The 21,312-nt window shown below is 65.3% G+C and carries 21 protein-coding genes and 1 tRNA gene; 19 read left to right on the plus strand and 3 right to left on the minus strand.

Features of this window, described 5'->3' with window-relative positions; all coding sequences use genetic code 11:
• Positions 1-34: 34 nt before the first annotated feature.
• Complete coding sequence (locus ACZ4FV_RS28810) at positions 35-817, minus strand: SDR family oxidoreductase (protein WP_395864305.1); 783 nt, start codon at positions 815-817, stop codon at positions 35-37.
• 414 nt (positions 818-1,231) lie between these two features.
• Here ACZ4FV_RS28810 and surE point away from each other — a divergent pair, with 414 nt between their 5' ends.
• Positions 1,232-2,185 (plus strand): 5'/3'-nucleotidase SurE, encoded by a 954-nt coding sequence (surE, locus tag ACZ4FV_RS28815; protein ID WP_402239292.1) that lies wholly within the window; start codon positions 1,232-1,234, stop codon positions 2,183-2,185.
• 104 nt (positions 2,186-2,289) lie between these two features.
• Here the strand turns inward: surE and ACZ4FV_RS28820 are convergent, their stop codons facing one another.
• Entirely contained in the window at positions 2,290-3,021 is a 732-nt protein-coding gene (locus tag ACZ4FV_RS28820) for an acyltransferase (protein ID WP_395864301.1), read from the minus strand.
• A 195-nt stretch (positions 3,022-3,216) separates the two neighbouring features.
• On the opposite strand from ACZ4FV_RS28820, the gene ACZ4FV_RS28825 reads away from it, so the two are divergent.
• Together ACZ4FV_RS28825 and ACZ4FV_RS28830 are read left to right on the plus strand one after the other, a co-directional pair.
• Positions 3,217-4,260, plus strand: a complete 1,044-nt coding sequence (locus ACZ4FV_RS28825; protein ID WP_465323604.1) for an alcohol dehydrogenase catalytic domain-containing protein — start codon at positions 3,217-3,219, stop codon at positions 4,258-4,260.
• A 167-nt stretch (positions 4,261-4,427) separates the two neighbouring features.
• On the plus strand, positions 4,428-5,204 hold the full coding sequence (locus tag ACZ4FV_RS28830) for a YidB family protein (protein ID WP_395864297.1): 777 nt from the start codon (positions 4,428-4,430) through the stop codon (positions 5,202-5,204).
• On the opposite strand, the gene ACZ4FV_RS28835 is transcribed toward ACZ4FV_RS28830, so the two are convergent.
• The gene (locus tag ACZ4FV_RS28835; RefSeq protein ID WP_465323605.1) at positions 5,182-6,153 is read right to left on the minus strand and encodes a cytochrome P450; all 972 of its coding nucleotides are present in this window, start codon (positions 6,151-6,153) and stop codon (positions 5,182-5,184) included. The genes ACZ4FV_RS28830 and ACZ4FV_RS28835 overlap by 23 nt on opposite strands.
• Before the next feature lie 57 nt (positions 6,154-6,210).
• Here ACZ4FV_RS28835 and ACZ4FV_RS28840 point away from each other — a divergent pair, with 57 nt between their 5' ends.
• The 16 genes from ACZ4FV_RS28840 (at position 6,211) to ACZ4FV_RS28915 (ending at position 21,223) form a co-directional block, all read left to right on the plus strand.
• Positions 6,211-7,803, plus strand: a complete 1,593-nt coding sequence (locus ACZ4FV_RS28840) for a recombinase family protein (protein ID WP_465323606.1) — start codon at positions 6,211-6,213, stop codon at positions 7,801-7,803.
• A gap of 518 nt (positions 7,804-8,321) precedes the next feature.
• Positions 8,322-8,396, plus strand: a tRNA-Leu gene (locus tag ACZ4FV_RS28845).
• Between the two features lie 70 nt (positions 8,397-8,466).
• Positions 8,467-8,820, plus strand: coding sequence for an HNH endonuclease (locus tag ACZ4FV_RS28850; RefSeq protein WP_465323607.1), 354 nt, complete (start codon positions 8,467-8,469; stop codon positions 8,818-8,820).
• A gap of 202 nt (positions 8,821-9,022) precedes the next feature.
• Positions 9,023-9,463 (plus strand): phage terminase small subunit P27 family, encoded by a 441-nt coding sequence (locus ACZ4FV_RS28855; protein WP_465323608.1) that lies wholly within the window; start codon positions 9,023-9,025, stop codon positions 9,461-9,463.
• A gap of 82 nt (positions 9,464-9,545) precedes the next feature.
• A complete protein-coding gene (locus tag ACZ4FV_RS28860) occupies positions 9,546-11,027 on the plus strand; it encodes a terminase large subunit domain-containing protein (RefSeq protein ID WP_465323609.1) in 1,482 nt (493 codons plus the stop codon).
• An 84-nt stretch (positions 11,028-11,111) separates the two neighbouring features.
• Complete coding sequence (locus tag ACZ4FV_RS28865) at positions 11,112-12,410, plus strand: phage portal protein (RefSeq protein ID WP_465323610.1); 1,299 nt, start codon at positions 11,112-11,114, stop codon at positions 12,408-12,410.
• A complete protein-coding gene (locus ACZ4FV_RS28870) occupies positions 12,355-13,002 on the plus strand; it encodes an HK97 family phage prohead protease (RefSeq protein ID WP_465323612.1) in 648 nt (215 codons plus the stop codon). Before ACZ4FV_RS28865 ends, ACZ4FV_RS28870 begins: the two co-directional genes overlap by 56 nt.
• Positions 12,999-14,162: a phage major capsid protein gene (locus ACZ4FV_RS28875; protein WP_465323646.1), complete on the plus strand. Its 1,164-nt coding sequence runs from the start codon at positions 12,999-13,001 to the stop codon at positions 14,160-14,162. The genes ACZ4FV_RS28870 and ACZ4FV_RS28875 overlap by 4 nt, the downstream gene beginning before the upstream one ends.
• 58 nt (positions 14,163-14,220) lie before the next feature.
• Positions 14,221-14,586, plus strand: a complete 366-nt coding sequence (locus ACZ4FV_RS28880) for a hypothetical protein (RefSeq protein WP_465323613.1) — start codon at positions 14,221-14,223, stop codon at positions 14,584-14,586.
• An 8-nt stretch (positions 14,587-14,594) separates the two neighbouring features.
• Positions 14,595-15,035 carry a hypothetical protein gene (locus ACZ4FV_RS28885; protein WP_465323614.1) on the plus strand — a complete coding sequence of 147 codons (441 nt, stop codon included), beginning with the start codon at positions 14,595-14,597 and terminating at the stop codon, positions 15,033-15,035.
• Positions 15,036-15,039: 4 nt separating this feature from the next.
• Positions 15,040-16,047 carry a phage tail tube protein gene (locus ACZ4FV_RS28890; protein ID WP_465323615.1) on the plus strand — a complete coding sequence of 336 codons (1,008 nt, stop codon included), beginning with the start codon at positions 15,040-15,042 and terminating at the stop codon, positions 16,045-16,047.
• 3 nt (positions 16,048-16,050) lie between these two features.
• Entirely contained in the window at positions 16,051-16,485 is a 435-nt protein-coding gene (locus ACZ4FV_RS28895; protein WP_465323616.1) for a phage virion morphogenesis protein, read from the plus strand.
• 8 nt (positions 16,486-16,493) lie between these two features.
• Positions 16,494-16,757 (plus strand): hypothetical protein, encoded by a 264-nt coding sequence (locus tag ACZ4FV_RS28900; RefSeq protein WP_465323617.1) that lies wholly within the window; start codon positions 16,494-16,496, stop codon positions 16,755-16,757.
• 206 nt (positions 16,758-16,963) lie between these two features.
• Positions 16,964-19,282 (plus strand): phage tail tape measure protein, encoded by a 2,319-nt coding sequence (locus ACZ4FV_RS28905; protein WP_465323618.1) that lies wholly within the window; start codon positions 16,964-16,966, stop codon positions 19,280-19,282.
• Between the two features lie 53 nt (positions 19,283-19,335).
• Complete coding sequence (locus tag ACZ4FV_RS28910) at positions 19,336-20,142, plus strand: hypothetical protein (RefSeq protein ID WP_465323619.1); 807 nt, start codon at positions 19,336-19,338, stop codon at positions 20,140-20,142.
• Between the two features lie 10 nt (positions 20,143-20,152).
• Positions 20,153-21,223, plus strand: coding sequence for a hypothetical protein (locus ACZ4FV_RS28915; RefSeq protein ID WP_465323621.1), 1,071 nt, complete (start codon positions 20,153-20,155; stop codon positions 21,221-21,223).
• Positions 21,224-21,312 lie beyond the last annotated feature (89 nt).

Raw genomic sequence — 21,312 nt, forward strand, 5'->3', positions numbered from 1 at the left:
ATGTTGAATTCCACACGTGGCACGCGTGGGGCGGCTACCGGACCACATGGCCCGCATTGACCAGAAGCATCTGGCCGGTGATGGCCTTGGCGCGGTCCGACAGGAAGAAGACGACGGCCTCGGCCACGTCGGCGTCGGTGGCCATTTCGGGCAGGGCCATCGGCGCCACCAGGCCGGCGAGGACGTCGGCGGCCGGGACACCCGACGCCTGCGCCCGGTAGTTCACGAAGTTCTCCACCGGCGGTCCCCACATCCAGCCCGGGGCCACCGAGTTGACCCGGATCCGGTACGGACCGAGTTCGTGGGCGAGAGCGTACGTGGCCGAGGTGAGCCCGCCCTTGGACGCGGCGTACGCCATCTGCGGGGCCTGCGGTGGTGGGACCAGTTGGGACTGGGTGGCGATGAAGACCACCGCGCCGCCGGCGGCCTTGAGCGCGGGCAGCGCGGCCTTGGTCATCGCCAGGCTGCCGACCAGGTTGACCTCGACCACGTGGCGCAACTCGGCGAAGTCGGTCGCCTCCAGACCGCCGAACACGGTGTCCAGGGCGGCGCAGTTGACCAATCCGTCCACCGCGCCGAACCGCCGCACCGCGAGCTCGACCAGCGCGTGACAGGTCTCGTGCTCGGTGATGTCGGTCACCGCCCACGCGACCCGCTCGCCGGTGGGGTCGACCTCCTCGGCGGTCTTGACCAGGTTGGCCTCGGTGCGCGAGCCGAGCACCACGTTGGCGCCGTCCCGCGCGGCGGCCAGGGCCACCCGGCGGCCCAGTCCCGGCCCCACGCCCGAGACGATCACCGTTTTGCCGTCCAGGATCATCCGGAGCTCCGCCCACTCGACCCGGCCGAGCCGGACGGCTTGGCTGATGCTTCGTCAGATTACGTTCGGTGCAAGGGCCTTGGCCAGACCCGGGCGGCGGGGCGGGCAAACGGGGCCGGGGCGTGTCCCGGATCGCGCATCCGGACGAAACCACCCGGCTCCGCCCATTGCAATGTCCGACCGATGACCCTATTTTCGCTATCCGCCGGCTGACACGTGTCGAATCGCAGGGTGCATTCCGTCCGATTCACCCCTCCGTACACGTTGTTCGACCCGAATTTCACCCGCCGCCCGGTTGGGTCGATAACGGGTTCCGCGCGGTCGGTTCCGCTTCACGCACGAGACCCGAGGTGTCGAACCCGCGTGGTTCGACGCTCCTCGGCGTGCGGACCTTCTTGCCTACGGAGGACGAGAATGGCCATGTTCGGCAGGAAACACGTGTTCACCCTCGCGGCCGGCGCCACCGCCGCCGCACTGCTCGCGGCGAGCGCGCCCGTCGCTGCGGCGAGCGACGACGCGCGAGGCACCCAGGCGCCGCGCAAGCTCAGCATCCTGATGGGCAACGACGACGGACATCAGGGCCCGTTCATCCGCGCCCTCCAGCGGGCGCTCAAGGCGGCCGGGCACGACGCGGTGATCGTCGCGCCCGCCACCGACCAGTCCGGCAAGGGCACCGGCATCAACGCGACGCCCGGTTCGATCGTCAAGGCGGGTGAGGTCGAGCCCGGCATCTGGTCGGTCGAGGGCACCCCCGCCGACGCGATCTCCTTCGCGCTGGCGAACGTGTACCGGGACCGCAAGCCCGACCTGGTGGTCACCGGCGTCAACCCGGGCCAGAACATCGGCGTGACCACCAACCACTCGGGCACCGTCGGCGCCTCGATCACGGCCGCGGAGAAGGGCATCCCGGCGGTGGCGTTCAGCGCCGAGTACAGCACCGCCGATCCGCGCAACCCGTTCCCGCAGATGGCGCAGGCGATCACGTTCGCGACCCGGCTGGTGGACCGGCTCGCGGCCACGACCAAGCGGAACGGGCCGGTGCTGCCCGCGCACACCACGCTCAACGTGAACTATCCGGCGAAGCCGACCGGCCGGGTGGAGATGACGAACGTGGGCGAGGCCGACGCGTTGTCCGTGAGCTACGTCAAGGACCCGTCCTGCGACACGTGCTACAAGCTGAACCTGGGCCTGGCGCCCGGCGCGACCGAGCCGGTGCGCAACGCGGACACCACCGCGCTCGGCAGGGGGTCGGTGTCGATCTCGATGCTGGACGCGGACTGGACGGTGCCGGGCTGGCAGTGGGGACAGCAGACGCGCGTGTTGGACGCGGTCGGCGTGCAACTGCGCCTGTCCGGCCTGAAGGCGTGAGGTCGCGCTGATCCCGGTGGGTGGGGTCGGCTCCGGGCGACCCCACCCCCGTACGGCCGGCGCCGATCGGGCGCCGGCCCGGGGTTTCACGTGGAACCCGGGGGCTACTGGCCGCCGGAGGCGTCGTACTCGGTGAGCAGGGCCACCAGTTCGTCGTGGGTGATCCCGTCCGGGAGCGGCGTGGGAGTGTGTCGCAGCGGCGGGTCCCAGCCGGACTCGGTGCGCCGGCGGACCACCTTCGCGGGTACGCCCGCGACCACACTGTGGTCGGGGACGGTGCCGCGGACCACGGAGCCCGCGGCGACCACCACGTTCCGGCCGAGCTTGGCGCCGGGCAGGATGATCGCGCCCGCGCCGATCCAGCTTCCCGGGCCGATCTCCACGGTGTCGTTGATCGGCCACTGGGTGCCGATCGGCCGATCCGGGTCGGCGTAGCTGTGGTTCTGGTCGGTGATGTAGATGTACGGCCCGGTCCACACATCGTCGGCGATGGTGATCGAGCGGTGTCCGACGATGTGGCTGCCGCGACCGATCGTGCACCGGTCGCCGATGGTCACCACCGCCGCCGTGCCCAGGTCGTGCCCCGGGGCCAGCCCGGCGGACAGCGTGACGTGCTCGCCGATGATGCAGCCCGCGCCCACCGTGATCCACTGCTCGCCGAACACCGAGCCGACCGGGAAGGCGAGCTTGCTGCGCGCGCCCAACCGTCGGAAGCGGTACGGGCCGGGCTGCTCCGCGGTGATCGAGGCCGCGCGTTGCAGCGCGCGCCAGCCTCGGTGCGCGGCGCGCGACACGGCGCCCCGGGCGTGCCCGCGCAGGGCTTGCGACAGCGACATGGAGATCACGTTACCGACGCGTGCGCGGACGTCGGCCGGGCGTGGGACGAACGTCACGCCGGGCCCATCAAGGCCGCTCGGGGGTTGGCTTCCGACGGCTTCTGTAACAGTGTTACCGACGCCGGTGGCCGTGTCGCCGGCAAACCGCGCCGGTGCTTCCCGGCGTCGGGTGGGCGAACCAGTCAGGGAGTGGACATGCGCGCCGTCGTCATCAACGGAACCCGGGACGTGAGTGTGGAGACGGTCCCGGATCCGGTGCTCACCGGTCCGGACGGGGCCGTCGTGCGGGTCGAGGCGAGCGCGGTGTGCGGCTCGGACCTGCACTTCTACGAGGGCGAGTTCCCAGCCGCCGGGCTGCGGCTGGGACACGAGGTGGTGGGCACGGTGATCGAGACCGGCGCCGACGTGAGCCGGATCGCGGTGGGCGATCGGGTCCTGGTCTCGCCGGTGCTGGGCTGCGGACGGTGCGCGGGCTGTGCGGTGGGCAACCCGATCGACTGCGTCGGCGGGGGAGTGCGGGTGCTCGGTGGTGACCTCGGTCTGCCCGGCGGACACGCCGAGGCGGTGGCGATCCCGGCCGCCGACGCGTGGTTGTTGCCGGTGCCGCGGGATCTCGCCGCGGACCACGCGGTGCTGCTCACCGACGCGCTGCCGACCGGCTGGACGGCGGCGACCCGGGCCGACATCACGCCGGGGGCGACGGTGTTGGTGATCGGGCTCGGGCCGGTCGGGCTGTACGCCCTCCAGGCCGCGCAGGTGCTCGGCGCGGGACGGATCCTGGCCGCGGACCGGGTGCCCGAGCGGCTGGCGATGGCCGAGCGGCTGGGCGCGGAGCCGATCGACGGGACCCGGGGCGACCTGGTCGAGCAGGTGATGGCGGCGACCGGCGGGCGGGGTGCGGATGCGGTGATCGAGGCGGTCGGTCAGGACGCGACGCTGGCCGCCGCGATCTCCTCGGTGCGTACCTCGCGCACGGTCTCGGTGGTCGGCGTGGACGCCAACTTCGCGTTCCCGCTCGCGGTTCCGCTGCTGATCATCCGCAACGTCACGCTGCGCTTCAGTACGGCGCCGGTCGCCGCCACCTGGCCCACGCTGATCCCGCTGATCCGGCACGGGCGGCTGGTGCCGGTGGACGTGTTCACCCACCGGCTGCCGCTGACCGAGGCGGCGAGTGGATATCGCACCTTCGCCGACCGCACGGACGGCTGCCTCAAGGTGTTGTTCGACCCGACCCGCTGACGTGCGCCCCCGGCCTCGCCGGTGGGCCGGGTGGGGAGCCCCGGTCCGCCGGAGAGGGTGCCTTCGTGCCCCCGATGGGTGTACCGCCGACGTGCCCACCGCGAAGTAGTGTCCTATTTACCCCACTATGAGAGCCGGATATGGCGACCTGCGCAGGGAGTGGACGGATGAGCGGCGGCGGAATGGACGTTCCCGGTGGACTCGACGGCCTGCTGGGCGGGCTCCTCGGTGGACGGGGCGGCAGCGGCCACCAGGGACTCGTACGGGTCGTGTTGGGCATGCTGACCAAGCAGGGCGACTCGGGCGGCCTCGGCGCGCTGATGCAGCGCCTTCAGGCCGGCGGCCTGGGCGACCAGGCCAAGTCCTGGGTGGAGACCGGACGCAACCAGCCGGTGAGCGGCAAGGAGATCACCGACGCGCTCGGCGAGGACGAGATGGTCCGGCTGGCCGGCGAGGCGGGGATGACCAAGGAGGAGACCGCGGCGGCGCTCGCCGCGACGTTGCCCGGGGTGGTGGACGCGGTGACGCCGGAGGGCGAGTTGCCGGCCGCCGAGCAGATCGACGCGTTGATCGATCCGACGGCTGCCGCGGCGGGTTCGGGGTCGGTGCCTCCGGCTCCGGCGCGGGGCTCGGCTTCGGCACCGGTGTCGGTCTCGGGTGAGACCGCCGGCTCCGAAGACGAGTCGGCGGGAGAGCCGGAGTCGGGGGACGGGCCCGGGGTGGAGAGCGAGTCCGAGGCGGAGGCCGCGTCGAAGTCGGATGCCGAGCCCGGGTCGGCCGAGGCCGGGACCGCGTCGGATGCCGAGGTGGATGCCGCACCCGACGCCGAGTCGGAGTCGGGTGCGGAGTCCGGCTCAGGCTCCGGGGCGGGCTCCGGGGCAGGCGAGGAGCCCGGCTCGGGCGCCGAGCCCGGGTCGGCGGTCAAGCCCGAGAAGCCGGTGTGAACTCGCAGTCCATGTGTTTGATGCCGTTGATGAAGCTGGAGCGCAACCGCAGCGGCTCGCCGACCACTCGGATGTCCGGCAGCCGGGTCAGCAACTCCCGGAACAGCAGCGTGATCTCCCGGCGGGCCAGGTGCGCGCCCAGGCAGAAGTGCGGCCCGCGGGCGCCGAAGCCGACGTGCGGATTCGGGTCGCGGGTGACGTCGAACCGACCCGGGTCGGCGAACACGGCCTCGTCGCGGTTCGCCGACCAGTAGTACAGCAGCAACTTGTCGCCGTCGCGCACCCGTTTGCCGTTGAGTTCGGTGTCCCTGGTGGCCGTTCGCCGCATCCACACCACGGGCGAGGCGAGCCGGACGATCTCCTCCACGGCGGTCGGCGCGCACCGCTCGAAGTCGCTGAGCCAGAGCCGTTGTTGGTCCGGATTCCGGGTCAGCAGCCACAACCCGTGCGAGATCGCGTTGCGGGTGGTCTCGTTGCCGGCGGTGAGCAACAGGATGAAGAAGGAGGCGAGTTCGTCCCCGGTCAGACTCTCCCCGTCGATCTCCGCGTTCACCAGCGCCGAGGTGACGTCCTCGGTGGGTGTGCCGCGCCGGAACTCGGCCAGGTCCTTCATCAGTTCGGCGAGTTGGGCGCCCGCGGTGAGCAGCGCCTCGATGTGGCCGCCGCCCTCCTGTGGGACGTACTCCGGGTCCGCGACGCCCAGGATCACGTTGGAGCGGTCGAAGACGAACCGGTGGTCCCGCTCCGGCACGCCCATCATGTCGCAGATGACCCGCAGCGGCAGTCGGGCCGCGACGTCGGTGACGAAGTCGCACGAGCCGCGTTCGGCCACCTCGTCGACGATGGTGCGGGCGGTGCGGTCCACGTCGTCCGCGAACTTCTTGATCATCCTGGGCGTGAACGTGCGCGCGACGATCCGGCGCAGTCGCTGGTGCCGGGGATCGTCCATCTCGGTTGATCGTGCACCCCTCTAACTCCCCTGACACCGATCAGAGGAGCGCACACCATGACCAGCACGCCTACCGAGTGCCAGGCCGATTGGCCCGAAGTCGATTTGCTCTTGCGCAAGAGCAAGGTAGTGGAAGAGGGCACCCGAACCCTTTCCATTCGTGCCCAGGAAGACAGGGGCCGTTCATGGGCCGCAGAGCACGGCTACCGAGTCCGCAAGATTTGGAAAGAGAACCTGTCCGCTTGGATGGACGTAAAGCGGCCGAAGTATGACGCTGCAATGCAAGCGGTGCTAGCTGGGGAAGTGCCGGCGCTTTGGGTATTCGCACTCGACCGGTTCAGCCGCAAAGGGGCCGAAGCAGTAGTTCCCATCCTGGGCAAGGCGCGCATCATCTTCGATTGGGAACAGCTCGACAGCATGAATGAGCGCGATAGGCGCTGGATCATCGACCGTGCGGAAGAGGCACGCGCCTTCAGCCAGAGGCTTTCCCACAACGTCCGTTCCGCACATGCCCGGACTCGTAAAGAAGCGCGGTGGGTCGGGAAAGCACCATACGGCTTGGCCGTACAGCGCAAGACGCGCAAACTAATCCCAGACCGTGAGTTGGTGCCTGACACCAACTACAGCCCCTGGGATATCGTCCTTCGGATATTCACGGAAATGGCGACCGGCAAGACCTCATCGCGTCAGATTGCGCTTTCACTGAACGCAGACGGCGTAACTACGGCGCGCGGAAGTGAATGGCGGGGTGGAACAGTCCGCTACATAATCCACAGCCCGGCATACGAAGGTTGGCAAACAGTCATGGGTGCCGACAGGCTAGGCCCCGTGCGCAGCCGCGACGAAGACAACGAACCCATTTGGGCCGGCGCAGAGGAAGAGCGGGACAACTTCATTCCTGCCAAACTTGCCGCCCGTGCGCGCCGTGTCCTTGCCGGCAATCAAATCTTGGATGCCACCCCAATTCCGGGGCGCGTCTCGTCGCTCCTGACCGGGCGCACAAGGTGCGCAGGCTGCCAAGACTCGGCCATGCTTACGGGCGCGTCGTACCAATGTCCCCGAAAGCAGTCGGGAGCTTGCTGCGCGAATCCCGCATCCGCGCGCCGCGTATCGCTCGAAAAGTACGTCGTTGAGTGCTGGGCGGCACGCCTCAAACACGCGAAAGCGGATGATCCCATCCTGATTGCTGTTGCCGACCGTTGGGCGGCCGTACAACACCCGGACGAAACCGAAAAGGCCGCCGACGCCAAAGCCGCTCTCAAGGCCGCGCAAAAGGCACTCGATCGGTTTCACGAGGCACACCGAAGTGGCTTCTACAGTGGACCAAGCGCCAAATACATGCTGCCGGCCAAGCGAGAGGCCGAAGACGCCGTAACGGTGGCACAAGAGCGCGTTGACAGTCTCGGGATAACAAAGGTCGATATCACGTTCCTACGCGAGGGCAACCCCATGGAAGCATTCGAAGCCGCCGACAACACCTTGCAGCGCGAGTTGCTTGCCCTGGCCATTGACGCCGTGTACATCACGAAGGGTCCAGTCGGCTCACGATTCGCCGGGCCACGGCGCGTCACGATCGAGTGGGCCAAGCCGGACGCGGACGGCCAAGACGAGGCGGACGAGGGCCAGGCCGCCGACAAGGCCGCCGCGTAGCTGAGCTGTACGGCGCCAGGAAGGGCCAGGTGTCCCACGGGGTGCCTGGCCCTCTCTCGTGCCCGCAGACGGCGCGTGGCGGCCTCTCTCATTTGCCCAACATCAACCGAACAGTTGTCTATCCCCAGAGCGAACAGCGGGGATGATGTCGAATGTCGTTCAGTACCCCGTTTCTAGATTCCCTTAGAGATGTCTAAGAGAAACCAGAAACGGGGTACTGAACGACATTCGACATACCCACACCGCCAGGGCTCGATTTCGGCTCTGCCCCCCTCTAATACATGTAGGAGGGGGCGGCCACGCGCTGAGTGCGGATGAGCCTGCCCCCTCTCGCGAACTCGCATGCGCGGTGTGCGCGCACTCCGGACGCCTAGTACCGCCCTTTGCGAGGGCGTGAAGCCCGCCGGTGGTGACGGTTGGAATCCGTCCGCATGTGCCCTGGCTAGACAGTCGCACAGTCGATGTCGGGGGTAGACCTCTCCGCCGTACGTGTCCACGCCGTACGGCGGAGAGTGCCAGGCCGTCTAGCCCAATCAGGTAGAGGCGCGCGCCTTAGGAGCGTGAGGTTCCGGGTTCGAGTCCCGGGGCGGCCACATGACCACCTACTAGGCACTAGTAGGTGACCCCTCAAAGGGGGTAGGGGGTATCGGCTAGGGGGTGGCTATGCGCACGCGTTGTCTGGAGTGTCGGGCGTGGGCTACCCATCGTGGCCGCTGCTCCGAGCATTGGCATGCCTACGAGGCCGGCCGCTCTGTCCAGTCCCACCGCAAGCGCCGTGAGGCCATTGCCCGTGGGTCCGATGCTGCGGCCAGGCTACGCGCTGCGATCAACGCTGCGGGCCAGGCGACATGCGCCAGGTGCGGCCTCGTCTACCTGTCCAGTGCGGTGGACGTTGACCATGTGATGCCCCTGGCGCGTGGCGGAGAGGACGAGCCAGGCAACGTACAGGCGCTCTGCAAGCCGTGCCACAAGCTCAAGACGCGGACCGACTTCGGCCACAAGACCGCGCCGTTCTGATTGCTTGCTTGTCACGCTCCGTGGCGGAGGGCGCGTCAGAAGTTCCCAATTCGGACATTTGGCGATCCCGTCCCAAGGCGGGGTTACGCGCACTGGGTGTCGGCTCGTTTTGGGCCACCGCAAGCCGCTGACCTGCGACGATGCTCTGTAGGGCTCTGAGAACGGCCCTGCGAGTGGCCCCGTATTAGGTCTAGGGGGTTCCATGACACGCGCTAAGGCAGCCTCACAGCGGACCGGCCATGCCAGTAGCGCCGCCGACGAGGCTGCGCCTGTGGTCCACGAGGGTCGGGCGCCGCGTGTGCCTGCCCACCTGGCGGCAACGGGGCGTGAGGTGTGGCGTGCCGTGTGGGCTGCGGGCGCCGGCGCCTACTCGCCTGAGACAGACCGCCACCTGATCACGCGATACGCAGAGCTGTACGACCGACGCGCCGTGCTGCTGGCCACAATCGAGAGCGACGGACTGATGTCCGTTGGCTCTACCGGACAGCCGGCCATTCATCCGGCCATGCGGTATGTCGAGTCGACAGAGCGTGAGTTGCGCGCGATCGAGACTGCCATCGGCTTCACGCCGGAAGCCCGGTTGCGCTTGGGCCTCGTCGCTGCGGAAGCCCGCCGAGTGAGCGCCGGCCCGGCCGACTTCTAGGGGGTGCCGCATCGCTGATCTCGACAAGGTGATTGCGCGACACATCCCCGCAGACGCGCCATTCCCTTCCGAGGGCTACCGCGTGGCCAACTGGATTGAGACGTTCTGTGTCTTGACAGGCTCGTTCGCGGGCCGGCCGTTCAAGTTGCTGCCCTGGCAACGACAGCTCTTGATTGACGTGTACCGCTTGCGCCAGGACGAGGCCGGCCGTTGGGTGCGGGTGCATCGCGTGGCGGTTGTCTGTGTCGCTCGCAAGAACGGCAAGTCAACGTTGGCCGCAGCGATCATGCTCTATCACCTCGTTGCCGATAAGGCCGATGCTCAGCGTCAGATCATTGCCGCCGCGAACGACAGGCCGCAGGCCCGAATGGTATTCGACGCTGCCAAGTCGATGGTTCGGGCAAGCCCGAAATTGTCCGCCGTCTGCCTCGTTCACCGTGACGTCATCCGGTACGGGGAATCGACCTACCGGGTCGTGTCCGCCGACGCAGGCCGACAGCAAGGACTCAATCCAAGCGCCGTATCCCTTGACGAGTACGCCTTTGCGAAGTCGCCCGATCTATTCGACGCGCTGACCCTGGGGTCGGCGGCGCGGAATCAGCCGATGTTTTGGGTGATCTCGACTGCCGGCCCCGACCCCGATGGCCCGTTCGCGCTGCTCTGCCAGCAAGGGGAGCAGAAGAACAGTGGGGAACTTCAGGATCCCACGCTGTTCTATCGCTCGTGGGGGCCGCGCATTGGGGACACGGTGGACCACACCGACCCTGCCGTGTGGCGTGCGTGCAATCCCTCGTACGACATCCTCAACGAGGCTGACTTTCATGCAGCCTGTCAGCGTTCGAGTGAGGCGTCATTCCGGATCTACCGGCTTTCGCAATTCGTGCGTGGTGGGTCTACGTGGCTGCCTCATGGGCTTTGGGATTCGCTCGCAGTGGACGATGTTCTATTGCCTGGCGAGTCGATCGTGTGTGGCTTTGACGGCGCTTGGGGTGGCGACAGTACGGCCCTTGTGGCTACCCGCGTGCGTGACCTACGGGTGTTCGTGCTCGGTCACTGGGAGGCGCCGGCGGATGACCAGCATTGGCGTGTTCCCATGGCCGATGTGCGCGCCCGCTTGCGGGAGGTGTTCGAGACGTACAACGTGCGCTCTCTCGTGGCGGACCCGTATCGCTGGGAGGAAACGCTTGACAATCTCGAACACGAGGGTTTCCCCGTAGAGGCATTTCCCACCAACAGTCTTACGCGCATGGTGCCCGCGACGCAGGCCGTATACGACGCTTGCCGAGATGGGCGACTGTCGCATGACGGCAGCCCGGCCCTGGCCCGACACATTGGTAACGCGGTGCTGCGGGTGGACCGACACGGCGCCCGGATTACCAAAGAGTACGGCCGGACGCGCCGCAAAATTGACCTTGCGGTCGCCATGATCCTCTCGGTTCACGGCGCTGTCATGTATCGGGAAGACAACCCCGATTGGGCTCACTCGCCAATCGTTGCGGCATGGACCGACGAGGCCGGCCAGGAATACGCGTACGGGCATCCGATTTCGGATGACGAGGACTAGGCCACCTACTAGCGCCTAGTAGGTGGTCGGTAAGGGGGTGAGCGCTTGGGGTTCTGGACACGATGGTTTCGGGGTCATCCGCCCGTGCAAGAGCGGGCCATGTGGGAGCACGCTGGGGAGCTGTTTCCCTATCCCGGTGTGGTGTCGAATGCGGGGGAACGGGTGGACGCTTCGTCCGCCCTACAGGTGTCGGCGGTATTCGCGTGCCTGCGGCTTCTCTCCGAGACGATTGCCACGCTGCCGGTTGCGACGTACACAAAGCGCGGGGGAGTGCGCAAGGCGATTGTCTCGCCTGTCTGGCTGGACTATCCGACTGCCGAGCCTGGCGGACTAGGGCGCATTGATCTGCTTTCGCAGATCGTCCTATCCCTCTTGCTTGAGGGGAATGCGTACCTGGCGATTACCTGGGAAGGGCCAACGATTGTTGGCCTTGACGTGCTCGATCCTGCCAAAATCGACACGCACACGGTGACCGTTGACGGCCGGCGACGCAAGGTTTTCTACGCGAGTGACATTGACGCGGATGGAAACGAAGTTGCGATCGGCTGGTTCGGCACTCGCGAGATTCTGCATATCCCGGGCATGATGTTGCCTGGCGCGTTTACGGGCGTCAGTCCGATTGCGTATGCGCGTGAGTCCATTGGCTTGGCTTTGGCGGCGCAGAAGTACGGCGCGCGGTTCTTCTCCAATGGTGCCGTTCCCGGTGCTGTGGTTGAGGTTCCCGGCGCTATGTCTGATGACGGCCTCAAGCGGGCGCGGGAAGCCTGGCGCCTGGCGAATTCGGGAGTCGACAACGCTCATCGCGTTGCCTTGCTGACCGAAGGTGCCAAGTTTTCCAAGATTGCGATGACGCCGGATGAAGCCCAATTCCTTCAGACCCGGCAATTCCAAGTTCCCGAGATTGCGCGCATCTTTGGCGTGCCTCCGCACCTGATTGCGGATGCTAGCGGTAGTACGTCGTGGGGCAGTGGCCTGGCCGAACAGAACATCGCATTTGCCATGTTCAGTCTGCGGCCATGGCTCGAACGCATAGAGGCCGGGCTTACCCGTTTGCTCTATGCCGAGACTGCCAACCGACAGCTATTCGTCAAGTTCTCTCTTGACGGAATCCAGCGCGGTGCGCCCGTTGAGCGCATGGGGATCTACTCGATCGGGCTTCAGCAAGGCATTTACTCGATTGACGAAGTGCGCGCGGCGGAAGATCTCGAACCACTCCCGGACGGCCAGGGGGCAGTACACCGTGTGCCGCTCAACCTGGCTGCCGTAACGGACGAGCCGGCCGACGAGGACGAGGGCCAGGACGACGCGCCCGACGAGGGCCAGGACGATGAGGGGGAATCCACTGACGACGTTGGAGCAGAGGAGTCTGACGCAGGCGCCTAGCCTGCGGACGGACGAGGGCGCGGCGCCCGTGCTACGGGGATACGCGTACCGATTCAACGAATTGAGTTCAGATCTTGGGGGGTTCCGGGAACGCATTCTTCCCGGAGCGGGCGCGGCCTCGTTGGTCCAGAACGACGTTACGGCGACGTTCAACCACGACCGCAACCTAGTCCTGGGGCGCATGTCCGCCGGCACGCTGCGGGTGGGTGAGGACGCCGCTGGCGGTTGGTACGAGGTGGACCTACCGGATACGTCGGTTGGCCGGGACCTGGCCGTGCTTGTCGGGCGGCGCGATGTCGCGGGCGCATCGTTCACGTTTGCGCTGAACGAGGGTGGCCACCGGCTTGCCGACGAGGCCGACGAGGGGACTGGCCTTCCGATTGTCGAGATCACATCCATGGATGTCCGTGAGCTAGGTCCGGTGCTGAACCCGGCCTATGCGACCACGAGCGCCTATCTGCGGTCCCTTGAGGCCGCCCTAGCCCCGACACCCCACGCGCCCGGCGATAGCGCCGCAGAGCGCCACACAGACACGCACGTACACACACGCGCCCTCGTGCGCGCACTGATCTTTAGGAGCGATGCCGTATAGACGCAACCACGCTAAGCGCGAATTTCGAAGCACGCGAAAAGGCCACCCTCGAACTACGCTCCCTGACCGACGAGTACGCGGGCAAGGACATGCCGGCTGAAGTGCGCGAAAAGGAGGCGCGCATCCTTGAGGCGATCGCCGACTATGACGGCCGGGTTCGTCGGGGCATTGAGGCCGTCAAGGCTTCCGAGTCCACGTCCGCGCTACTGGCCGCCATGGGTGGCCGCCAGGACGACCGCCAGGCCGATAACCTTGAGGCTCAGCTACGTAGCCTGCCGGCGGGCGGCGCGCTTGACCTGGCGCCGCAGAAGCGCGCGGTTGACACGACCACGGGCAAGCCTGTCATTGCGCGTGGGCTGTACGAGCGCCTTCTTGCGGAAGCCGTTGAGCGGTCCACCGTGATGCGTTTCGGTGCCACCCCGATCAACACCGCCGGCGGGGAGCCGATTGACATTGCGGTCGTGACCGGCCGCAGCGTCGCAACCATCACGGCGGAGAACGGCACCATTCCGGAGTCGAACCCGACCACCGTTCTACGGCCTCTGTCCTCGTACAAGTACAGCTATGCGTCGATCATTTCCAGTGAATTTGTTACTGACCAGACGCTTGACTTGATTGCCTTCCTCGTTGCCGACGCCGGCCCGGCGCTTGGGCACGGTATGGGACTTCACTTCCTTACTGGCACTGGCACGGGGCAGCCCAGGGGGATTGTTACTGCTGCGTCGCCGGCGGTTGCCACCTGGCAGGACGGCGCAAAGGACACCGTTGTTACCGATGCGCTGATCGATCTGCACTATGAGCTTCCTCGCTCGTACCGTGGCGCGGCTACCTACGTCGTGGCCGACAAGAACGCTGCCGTTCTGCGGAAGGCGAAGGACACCACGGGTCAGTACCTTTGGGTGAACAGCACGGTGCTTGGCGCGCCTGACTTGTTCAACGGCCGGCCGGTTACGACCGATGAGGGCATGCCCGCGAACAAGATCCTCTTTGCTGACCTCTCCCGGTACATGGTTCGTATGGCCGGCCCGCTTCGCATTGAGCGGTCCATTGACTACAAGTTCCTGAATGACCAGGTCGTTTACCGGTTCCTTCAGAGGGCCGATGGTCTACTCACGGACGAGCGCGCCGCGAAGGTCTTGACGATTACTCCCAAGCCGTAAGTCTCGACATCACAGGGACCACCTACTAGGCGCTAGTAGGTGGTCCCCTTGGGGGGATATGACGTACGCACTCATTGCTGAGGTTCGCGCGCTTGACGGCCTGGCGGACGCCACGCTGTTTCCCGACGAGACAATGACCGTGGCCATTGCCTACGCGGTCGAAACGGTCGAAACCTATACGGGCCAGAAATGGACGAGCGCGGATCCTCCGCCGGAAACAATTCGATGGTGCGTTCGCACCCTGGCTCGTCAGTACTGCCTAGACCTCGTAAGTCGAATTCCGGACCGGGCGCTACAGCTCGCGAGTGAATTCGGATCCATTCAGCTTTCGCAGGCCGGCGGCACCTGGCGTCCGACGAGCCTTCCTGAGGTCAATGCGCACCTGAATCGCTATCGCGTTCGGCTTCCGTTCACGTTCCTGTAGGGGGTCGAATGTCGTTGATCTTTGCGGCAAAGGTGGCGCTCTATGAGGCTATCAAGGCCGCTGTGCCGACAGGGGTTCAAGTCACCTACGCGGCCACGGGGAAAGCCGACCGGCGCGAGCAAGTGTGGCTAGGCGACACAACCGACGAGGACCTACAGCCCGTTGCCATGCGCCAGGGCGTACACAAGCCCACGGGCATTAGCGGGTACGTCGACGCGTGCGCGCTCGTCGTCACACCTGGCGACCCGATCCATGCTGAGCGCGCCGTGTACGTCCTGCGGGATCACATCGTAAGCGCCGCCGCAGCGATCGACCGGGCGGCCATTTCTGGGCTCGTGGACATCCGCCCTGAGTCCTCCACTTGCGAGACGGCCGAGACGACCGATGGCGCCTATGCGGCGCTCACAGTCCGCGTGCGGGTGCGCGGGCGCACCACTAGGGGAGAGTGATCATGTGGCGCTAGACGCCTCTATCGGCATTGGTGCCGAAACTCAGTACGGTACGGCGGCCACTACCACTCTCGGGTACGAGGGCAAGGCCGACTCTTGGAAGACATCCCGCGAATTCATCGAATCCGTGGGCTTTCGACCGGGAATGCAAACGGCTCGTGCCGACCGCCGCAACATCATCAATATGGGCGGGGAAGGCGAAATCGAGTGTGACCTACTCGACGCCGGCGCCGGCCCGCTCTTGTCCGCAGCATTCGACAAGGTTGTCAAGACCGTTGACAACGCGACCGGCATTACCAAGCACGTCCTGACTACGGCATCGACGTCTGCGTCGCCCTCATGGACCGCGCAAATGGTTCGCCCGACCATTGAGGGCACGAAGGTTGCCTACCAACATCTTGGATGCGTGGCGACGAATTGGTCTCTGTCGGCGGAAGTCGAGAACGCAATCGGCCTCACGGTCGGATTCGATTTTCGGGATGTTCTCCAAGTGGGTGACCCGGCGGGCGTTCTCCCGGTTGTGTACCCGGCCGTTGCGCACGTTTACGACTGGAGTCAGGCATCCGTCAAGCTGATCGTTGAGGGATCCGACATTCCGATCGATGCGAGCAAGCTTGAGTTGTCGGGGGATCTAGGTCTCAAGACCGATCGGCGATTCCTTCGGGGTGAAGCCCTCAAGAAGGTGCCCGTTCGCGCTGCCGTCCCGACGTACGAGGGCAGCCTAGAGGGTGAGTTTGACGCCACCTCGTTGACGCTCTACGGGCTGTTCATTGCGGGCCAGGTGGCCGGGCTGACTGTGAGCCTGGCGGGCGCTATCGCCGGAACGGGCGTGGACATCGTGTGCCCCGCCATTCAGTTCACGGGCGAGTCGCCTACCGCTTCGGTTGACGACATTACGACCATGGCACTGCCCTTCCGCGTGCTAGACCCCGGTACGGGAGCGCCCGCAATTGCGCTCACGTACAAGGAGCGCACGCCCGGATGGACCGCGCCATTTGCCGGTAAGAGCTAGCGCATGCCCGCGCGCCGCAGTGAGTACACGCTGCAAGTCGACGGCCTGAGAGAGCTACAGCGCAGCATTCGACAGCTCCGGGACAAAGAACTTGGCAAGGCAGTACGCGGCGCCAACAAGAGCGCCGCCGAAGTCGTTGCGCCCGTTGCCAAGCGTGTTGCTCCTGAGCGTAGGCGCTCACCAAAGGACAGCAAGTCGTACAGGCCCGGGAAGCTTGCCCGTTCGATTGGCGTGGTCGCGTCTGCTAAGGGCGCCGCCGTCAAGGCCGGTTCAGCCGCTCGTGTTCCGTACGCGGCTGCCATCCACTTCGGATTCCCCAAGCGCAACATCAAGCCGAACCGGTTCCTGTACCGGGCCCTGGCCAGGACGAGCGATGACGTGGCCACCGTGTACGAAACCGCCATTACCCAAGTCATGCGCGACCATCTCGAAACCTAGGAGTCCCATTGTCTGAAGACCTGAATGCAGCGGAACTGCTGTCGCTCGATATCGACTCCCTGACGCTGGACGAAATCGACGTCATTGAAGAGATCATCGACGCGCCGCTAGACAGCCTGTCCAAGCCTGGCGCCCGCAAGGGAAAGCTCCTGCGCGCCATGGCGGTAGTGGTCAAGCGTCGCACGAATCCCGGTTTCACTGTTGAGGACGCCGGGCGTCTGCGTATCAGCATGAAGAACGCACCGGTGGACCCTACCGCGCGCAACGTGTAGTCACGTGCGCCCGCCTTGTTGGCCATTTCACGGGGCTGACCTGGCGGGACGTGCGGGAAATGCCGTTGCGGGATTTCAATTCGCTCGTGGATCAAATGCGGGCCGACATCAAGGACCAGCAGAAGGCGCAAGGCCGCAGTCACCGTGCGTCAAGCCGCGGGGGGTCCGGTGAAATTCGCCGCCCGGTTATGACGTAGGGGGAACGTTTGGCACGGCCTATTACGATCTCCGTTCTCGGGGATACCGAAAACCTTGAGCAGTCCATTGACGACACGGGCAGCAAGCTTGATGACTTTGCACAGAAGCTAGGCGGATGGGGTGCCATTGCCGGCGCCGGCCTGGCCGCCGGGCTTACCGCCGGCATCATGGAAGGGCTCGACCAGGAAAAGGGAAATGACCTCCTGGCGGCGCAAGTCGGGGCGACGCCCGAAGAGGCCGAACGTCTTGGAAAGGCCGCAGGGAAGATCTACGCGGCCGGCTTGGGCGAGAGCATCGCCGACGCCAACGAGGCGCTTAAGGGGGCATTGCAACAGGGCCTAGTACCTGCTGGCGCCACGGCCGATGAGCTTGAGCGGGTTGGCACGGCGGCTATGGATGTGGCCTCCATTATGGGGGAGGACGTTGGCCCTCTTACCGCGTCCGTTGGCACGATGCTCAAGAATGGCATGGCCAAGAATGCGACTGAGGCATTCGACCTTTTGGCGCGTGGGCAGCAGCTTGGTATCAACAAATCCGAGGATTTGCTAGATACGTTTAACGAGTACTCGGTCCAGTTCAAGAAGCTGGGACTTGACGGCCCCACTGCTTTGGGCTTGATGAATCAGGCGCTACAGGGCGGCGCGCGGGATGCCGATACAGCGGCCGATGCCCTCAAGGAATTCTCGCTTCTGTCGATCGATGGCAGCCAGGGCGCCCGCGACGCATACAAGGCATTGGGCCTTGATGCCGACGAGATGATCTCCAAGATTGCGGCCGGTGGTCCCGGTGCTGCGGCGGCCACTCAGCAAGTCTTTGATGCTCTCAAGAACCTGACCGATCCGGTCGAGAAGAACACGGTAAGCGTCGGCCTCTTTGGAACCAAGGCAGAGGACCTTGGTTCGGCATTGAATGCCATGGACCCGCGTACGGCGGTTGCCACTCTGGGCCAGGTCGACGGTGCGGCGGCTAAGGCCGGTGACACGCTGCATGACAATGCGTCCACGCGGCTCACGGCATTCGGTCGAAACCTCAAGACACACGCCGTTGACATGATCGTTGAGCACGTTCTACCGGCCGTCAACGCGCTGAGTGAGAAGCTGTCCCACGCGGGTGAGATTGTGCGGGATGTTGGCGGATGGATTGAGGACAACAAGACGCCACTGATTACGACTGCCGCAGTGATCGGGACGCTTGTCCTGCCTGCTCTTGTCTCATGGGGTGTGTCTGCCACGGTGGCGGGGGCTGCGAATGTTGCCGCGTGGGTGACGAGCACGGCGACCGCCGGCACAAGTTCGGCGACGCAGATTCTTGCGCACTGGGCAGTCATCGGCGGTTGGATCAAGTCAGGCGCCGCTGCCCTGGCGGCCGGGGCGACCGTGGTCGGACAGTGGCTCTTGATGGGCGCACAAGCCATTTGGAATGCCGCTCGGGTGGCCGGAGCGCAAGCCCTTGTGGTTGCGGGCTACGTGGCTGCCGGTGCCGCTGCTCTGGCCGCCGGCGCGGTAGTGGTCGGGCAGTGGGTTCTGATGGGCCTACAGGCAATGCTAGGCGCCGCCAAAATGGCTGCCGCGTGGCTTATCGCAATGGGCCCGATCATTCTCGTGATTGCGGCAATTGGCGGCCTGGTCTACCTCGTTGTCAAGTATTGGGACGAGATCACGGCGGCTACCGGCGCGGCATGGGATTGGGTCTGGTCAAAGATCAAATGGTGCTTTGATGCGCTCGTTGACCTGTTCCTGAATTTTACGGGCGTCGGCTTCATCATCAAGCACTTCGATGATATCCGCCGTATCTGCGGAGAGGCTTTCGACTGGATCGTTGACAAGGGTCGAAAGGCCCTTGATGACCTGCTGTCGTTCTTCACCGACATGCCCGCGAATATTGGGCACGCGGCGATTGCGATTGGTGAGGCCGCCAAGGGTATTGGGTCCGGCATCGTCACGTGGCTCGTTGACGGTCTGCGGAATTCCGGAGCGTTCGCGGCGGGCGTCGGTGACGCAATGTTGAACGCGAGCAAGAGCGCGATCAACAGCGTGATTGACATGCTGAACGACGCGATCCCCAATTCGTTCGGCTGGGGTCCGGTGTCGATTGACATTCCCGATGCGCCGATTCCGAAGGTCCGCGCAATGGGTGGGCCGGCGTCCGGCTGGACTCGGGTTGGTGAACGGGGGCCGGAAGTGGTCAATCTCCCGAGCGGTTCCACTGTGGTTCCGAACCACTCAATAGGAAGCGGCGCCGGATCCGTCACGGTGAATGTAACCACGAACGCGGATCCGTACGCGATCGGCCGGGAAGTCGCGTGGGCATTGCGCGTCGGACGGTAGAGGACGGACCACCTACTAGGCGCTAGTAGGTGGTCCCCTCAGGAGGGAGATCAATGGCTGAACTTGACCCATGGACCATGGAATTCAACGGCCTCGTCATGGGTGCCGCCGGGTCGCCCATCTCGATTGTCCAAGTCGACGGGTTGCTGTCGCTGCCGGACGTGCGCTCATCCGACCTGGCGCTTATGCAGCGCAACGGTGTGCATCCGGGGGAGGATTACCTAGGCGGCCGGGTAGTGACCCTGACGCTTGAGATTTACGGGCGCACCGATGCCGATTACCTGGCGGCGCTCAATCTAGTTATGGCCGCATTCACTCCGCGACGCGACCGGCCGGCCTCGTACGAGGAAAAGCTACGGTTCCGATTCCCGCAGGCTTTCGGCGGCCTCACGGCATACGTGAATGCTCGCGTGCGGAAGCGGAGCGCACCGATAGACCTCAACTTCACCTATCGCGTGTCCAACATCGTGATCGAGTTGTTCGCGTCTAGCCATGAGGTTCGCAGCGATGCACCGCGCGCATTGGACGTGCTGAGCGGTGTGGGTTCTCCTGCCCCCGATCGTTGGTTCACCTTGCGCCAGGACGGCGCGGCCATTGCGCCTATGGGATGCGTCATTACCGGTGCCACGGATCCGCTCCTCAAGGGAGTGACCGACCGGGGCGTGTGGTCCATTGCTATGACCGGGACCGGCCTGATCATCGTGGACTTTGTGAAGCAGACGAGCACGGCCACGACGACTACGGCCGTCAACGGCTTTTGGCCGGACTTCAAGCCGGGAGAATTCCCCGTTGCCTTGCGCCATGCCGTTGGAACAGTAGAGGCAAAGGCCGCCTACCAGTGGATCTCGATATGGGTCTAGGGGGTGCACAGTGGCCGCCTATCAAGTGCTGACGTACGCCCTCAAGACCGGGACGATTACCGGCACACCCTTGGACGTGTCGACGCTGTCATATGCGGACGTGCTCAATGCGGCCGGGTCGTGCTCGATCGTGATACCTCTCCTGACCTCGTCGGCCTTGTCGGCACGGCTACTGCCTGGCGGCGCGGGAATCTGTGTGGTCCGCAACAGTCAACCGACATGGATCGGGTTTGTGCGTGGCCTGCGTGCCGACCTGGCCGCCGACACTCTCACGGTGGATGCCGTTGGTATCCACGCTCATTACGAGGGCGTACACCTACTCAACAACTACGGCCGGCTTGGTTACCAGGGGCAAATGCTTCGGGACTGGTACGCCTATGCCAATGCCAACAACGGCATCGGGACGGAGTACTCGACAATCCCGGACACTGACCGGCCGGCATTTCGGATGTGGCATCCAACGGAATTCAAATCGATTGGATCCGCCGTCGCGGAATTGGCGGAGGACAACGGCGGATTCCTGTTCCGGTATGAGCCGTTCTATGCGCCCGGAGACACCACACGGATACGGCATCGCGTTGTTGTGGTCCCTCGTGCAACCGGCGGCCTTTATCCGACCTGGCTAGAACATGGCGTCAATTGCGACGTGAGTCAGGTGACGTACGACGGCGGACCCATGGCCACCAACGCATATGCGATCGGCGGGCGCGTCGATGGCCAGGACTACCCGGCATATGAGGGCGTGCGCAATGACGCGCTGTTGGCCACAATGCCGGCGCGCGATGCCGTTGCCACCTATCCCGATACAACCGACACCGGCACCCTCAAAGCCAAAGCTGAGGCCGCCCTCAATCTCGGTCGTGCTCCGGTCATGATTCCGACCATGACCCTTTACGACGGGTCAGTCTCGCCGGCCGCTCTACCTCCGGGCATGAACGTGATGGTTCGAGTCAAACGCGGAATCGTCAACGTAGAGACCATGCTCACTGTAACCGAATGCGCCGTGTCGCTCGATATCAACGGGCGCGAAACCATCGGCCTGTCACTCGCAAATCGGGGTGCTTTTGTCAATCCAAGCTAATGCATATCCGCCTTCCCTACAGGCCGATCTGCGGGCCCTTGAGGCGCGCTTGACGGCCCTCGAACGGGCGGCGCGCAAACCGCGTACAA

The sequence above is a fragment of the Embleya sp. NPDC025285 genome (assembly GCF_055558835.1).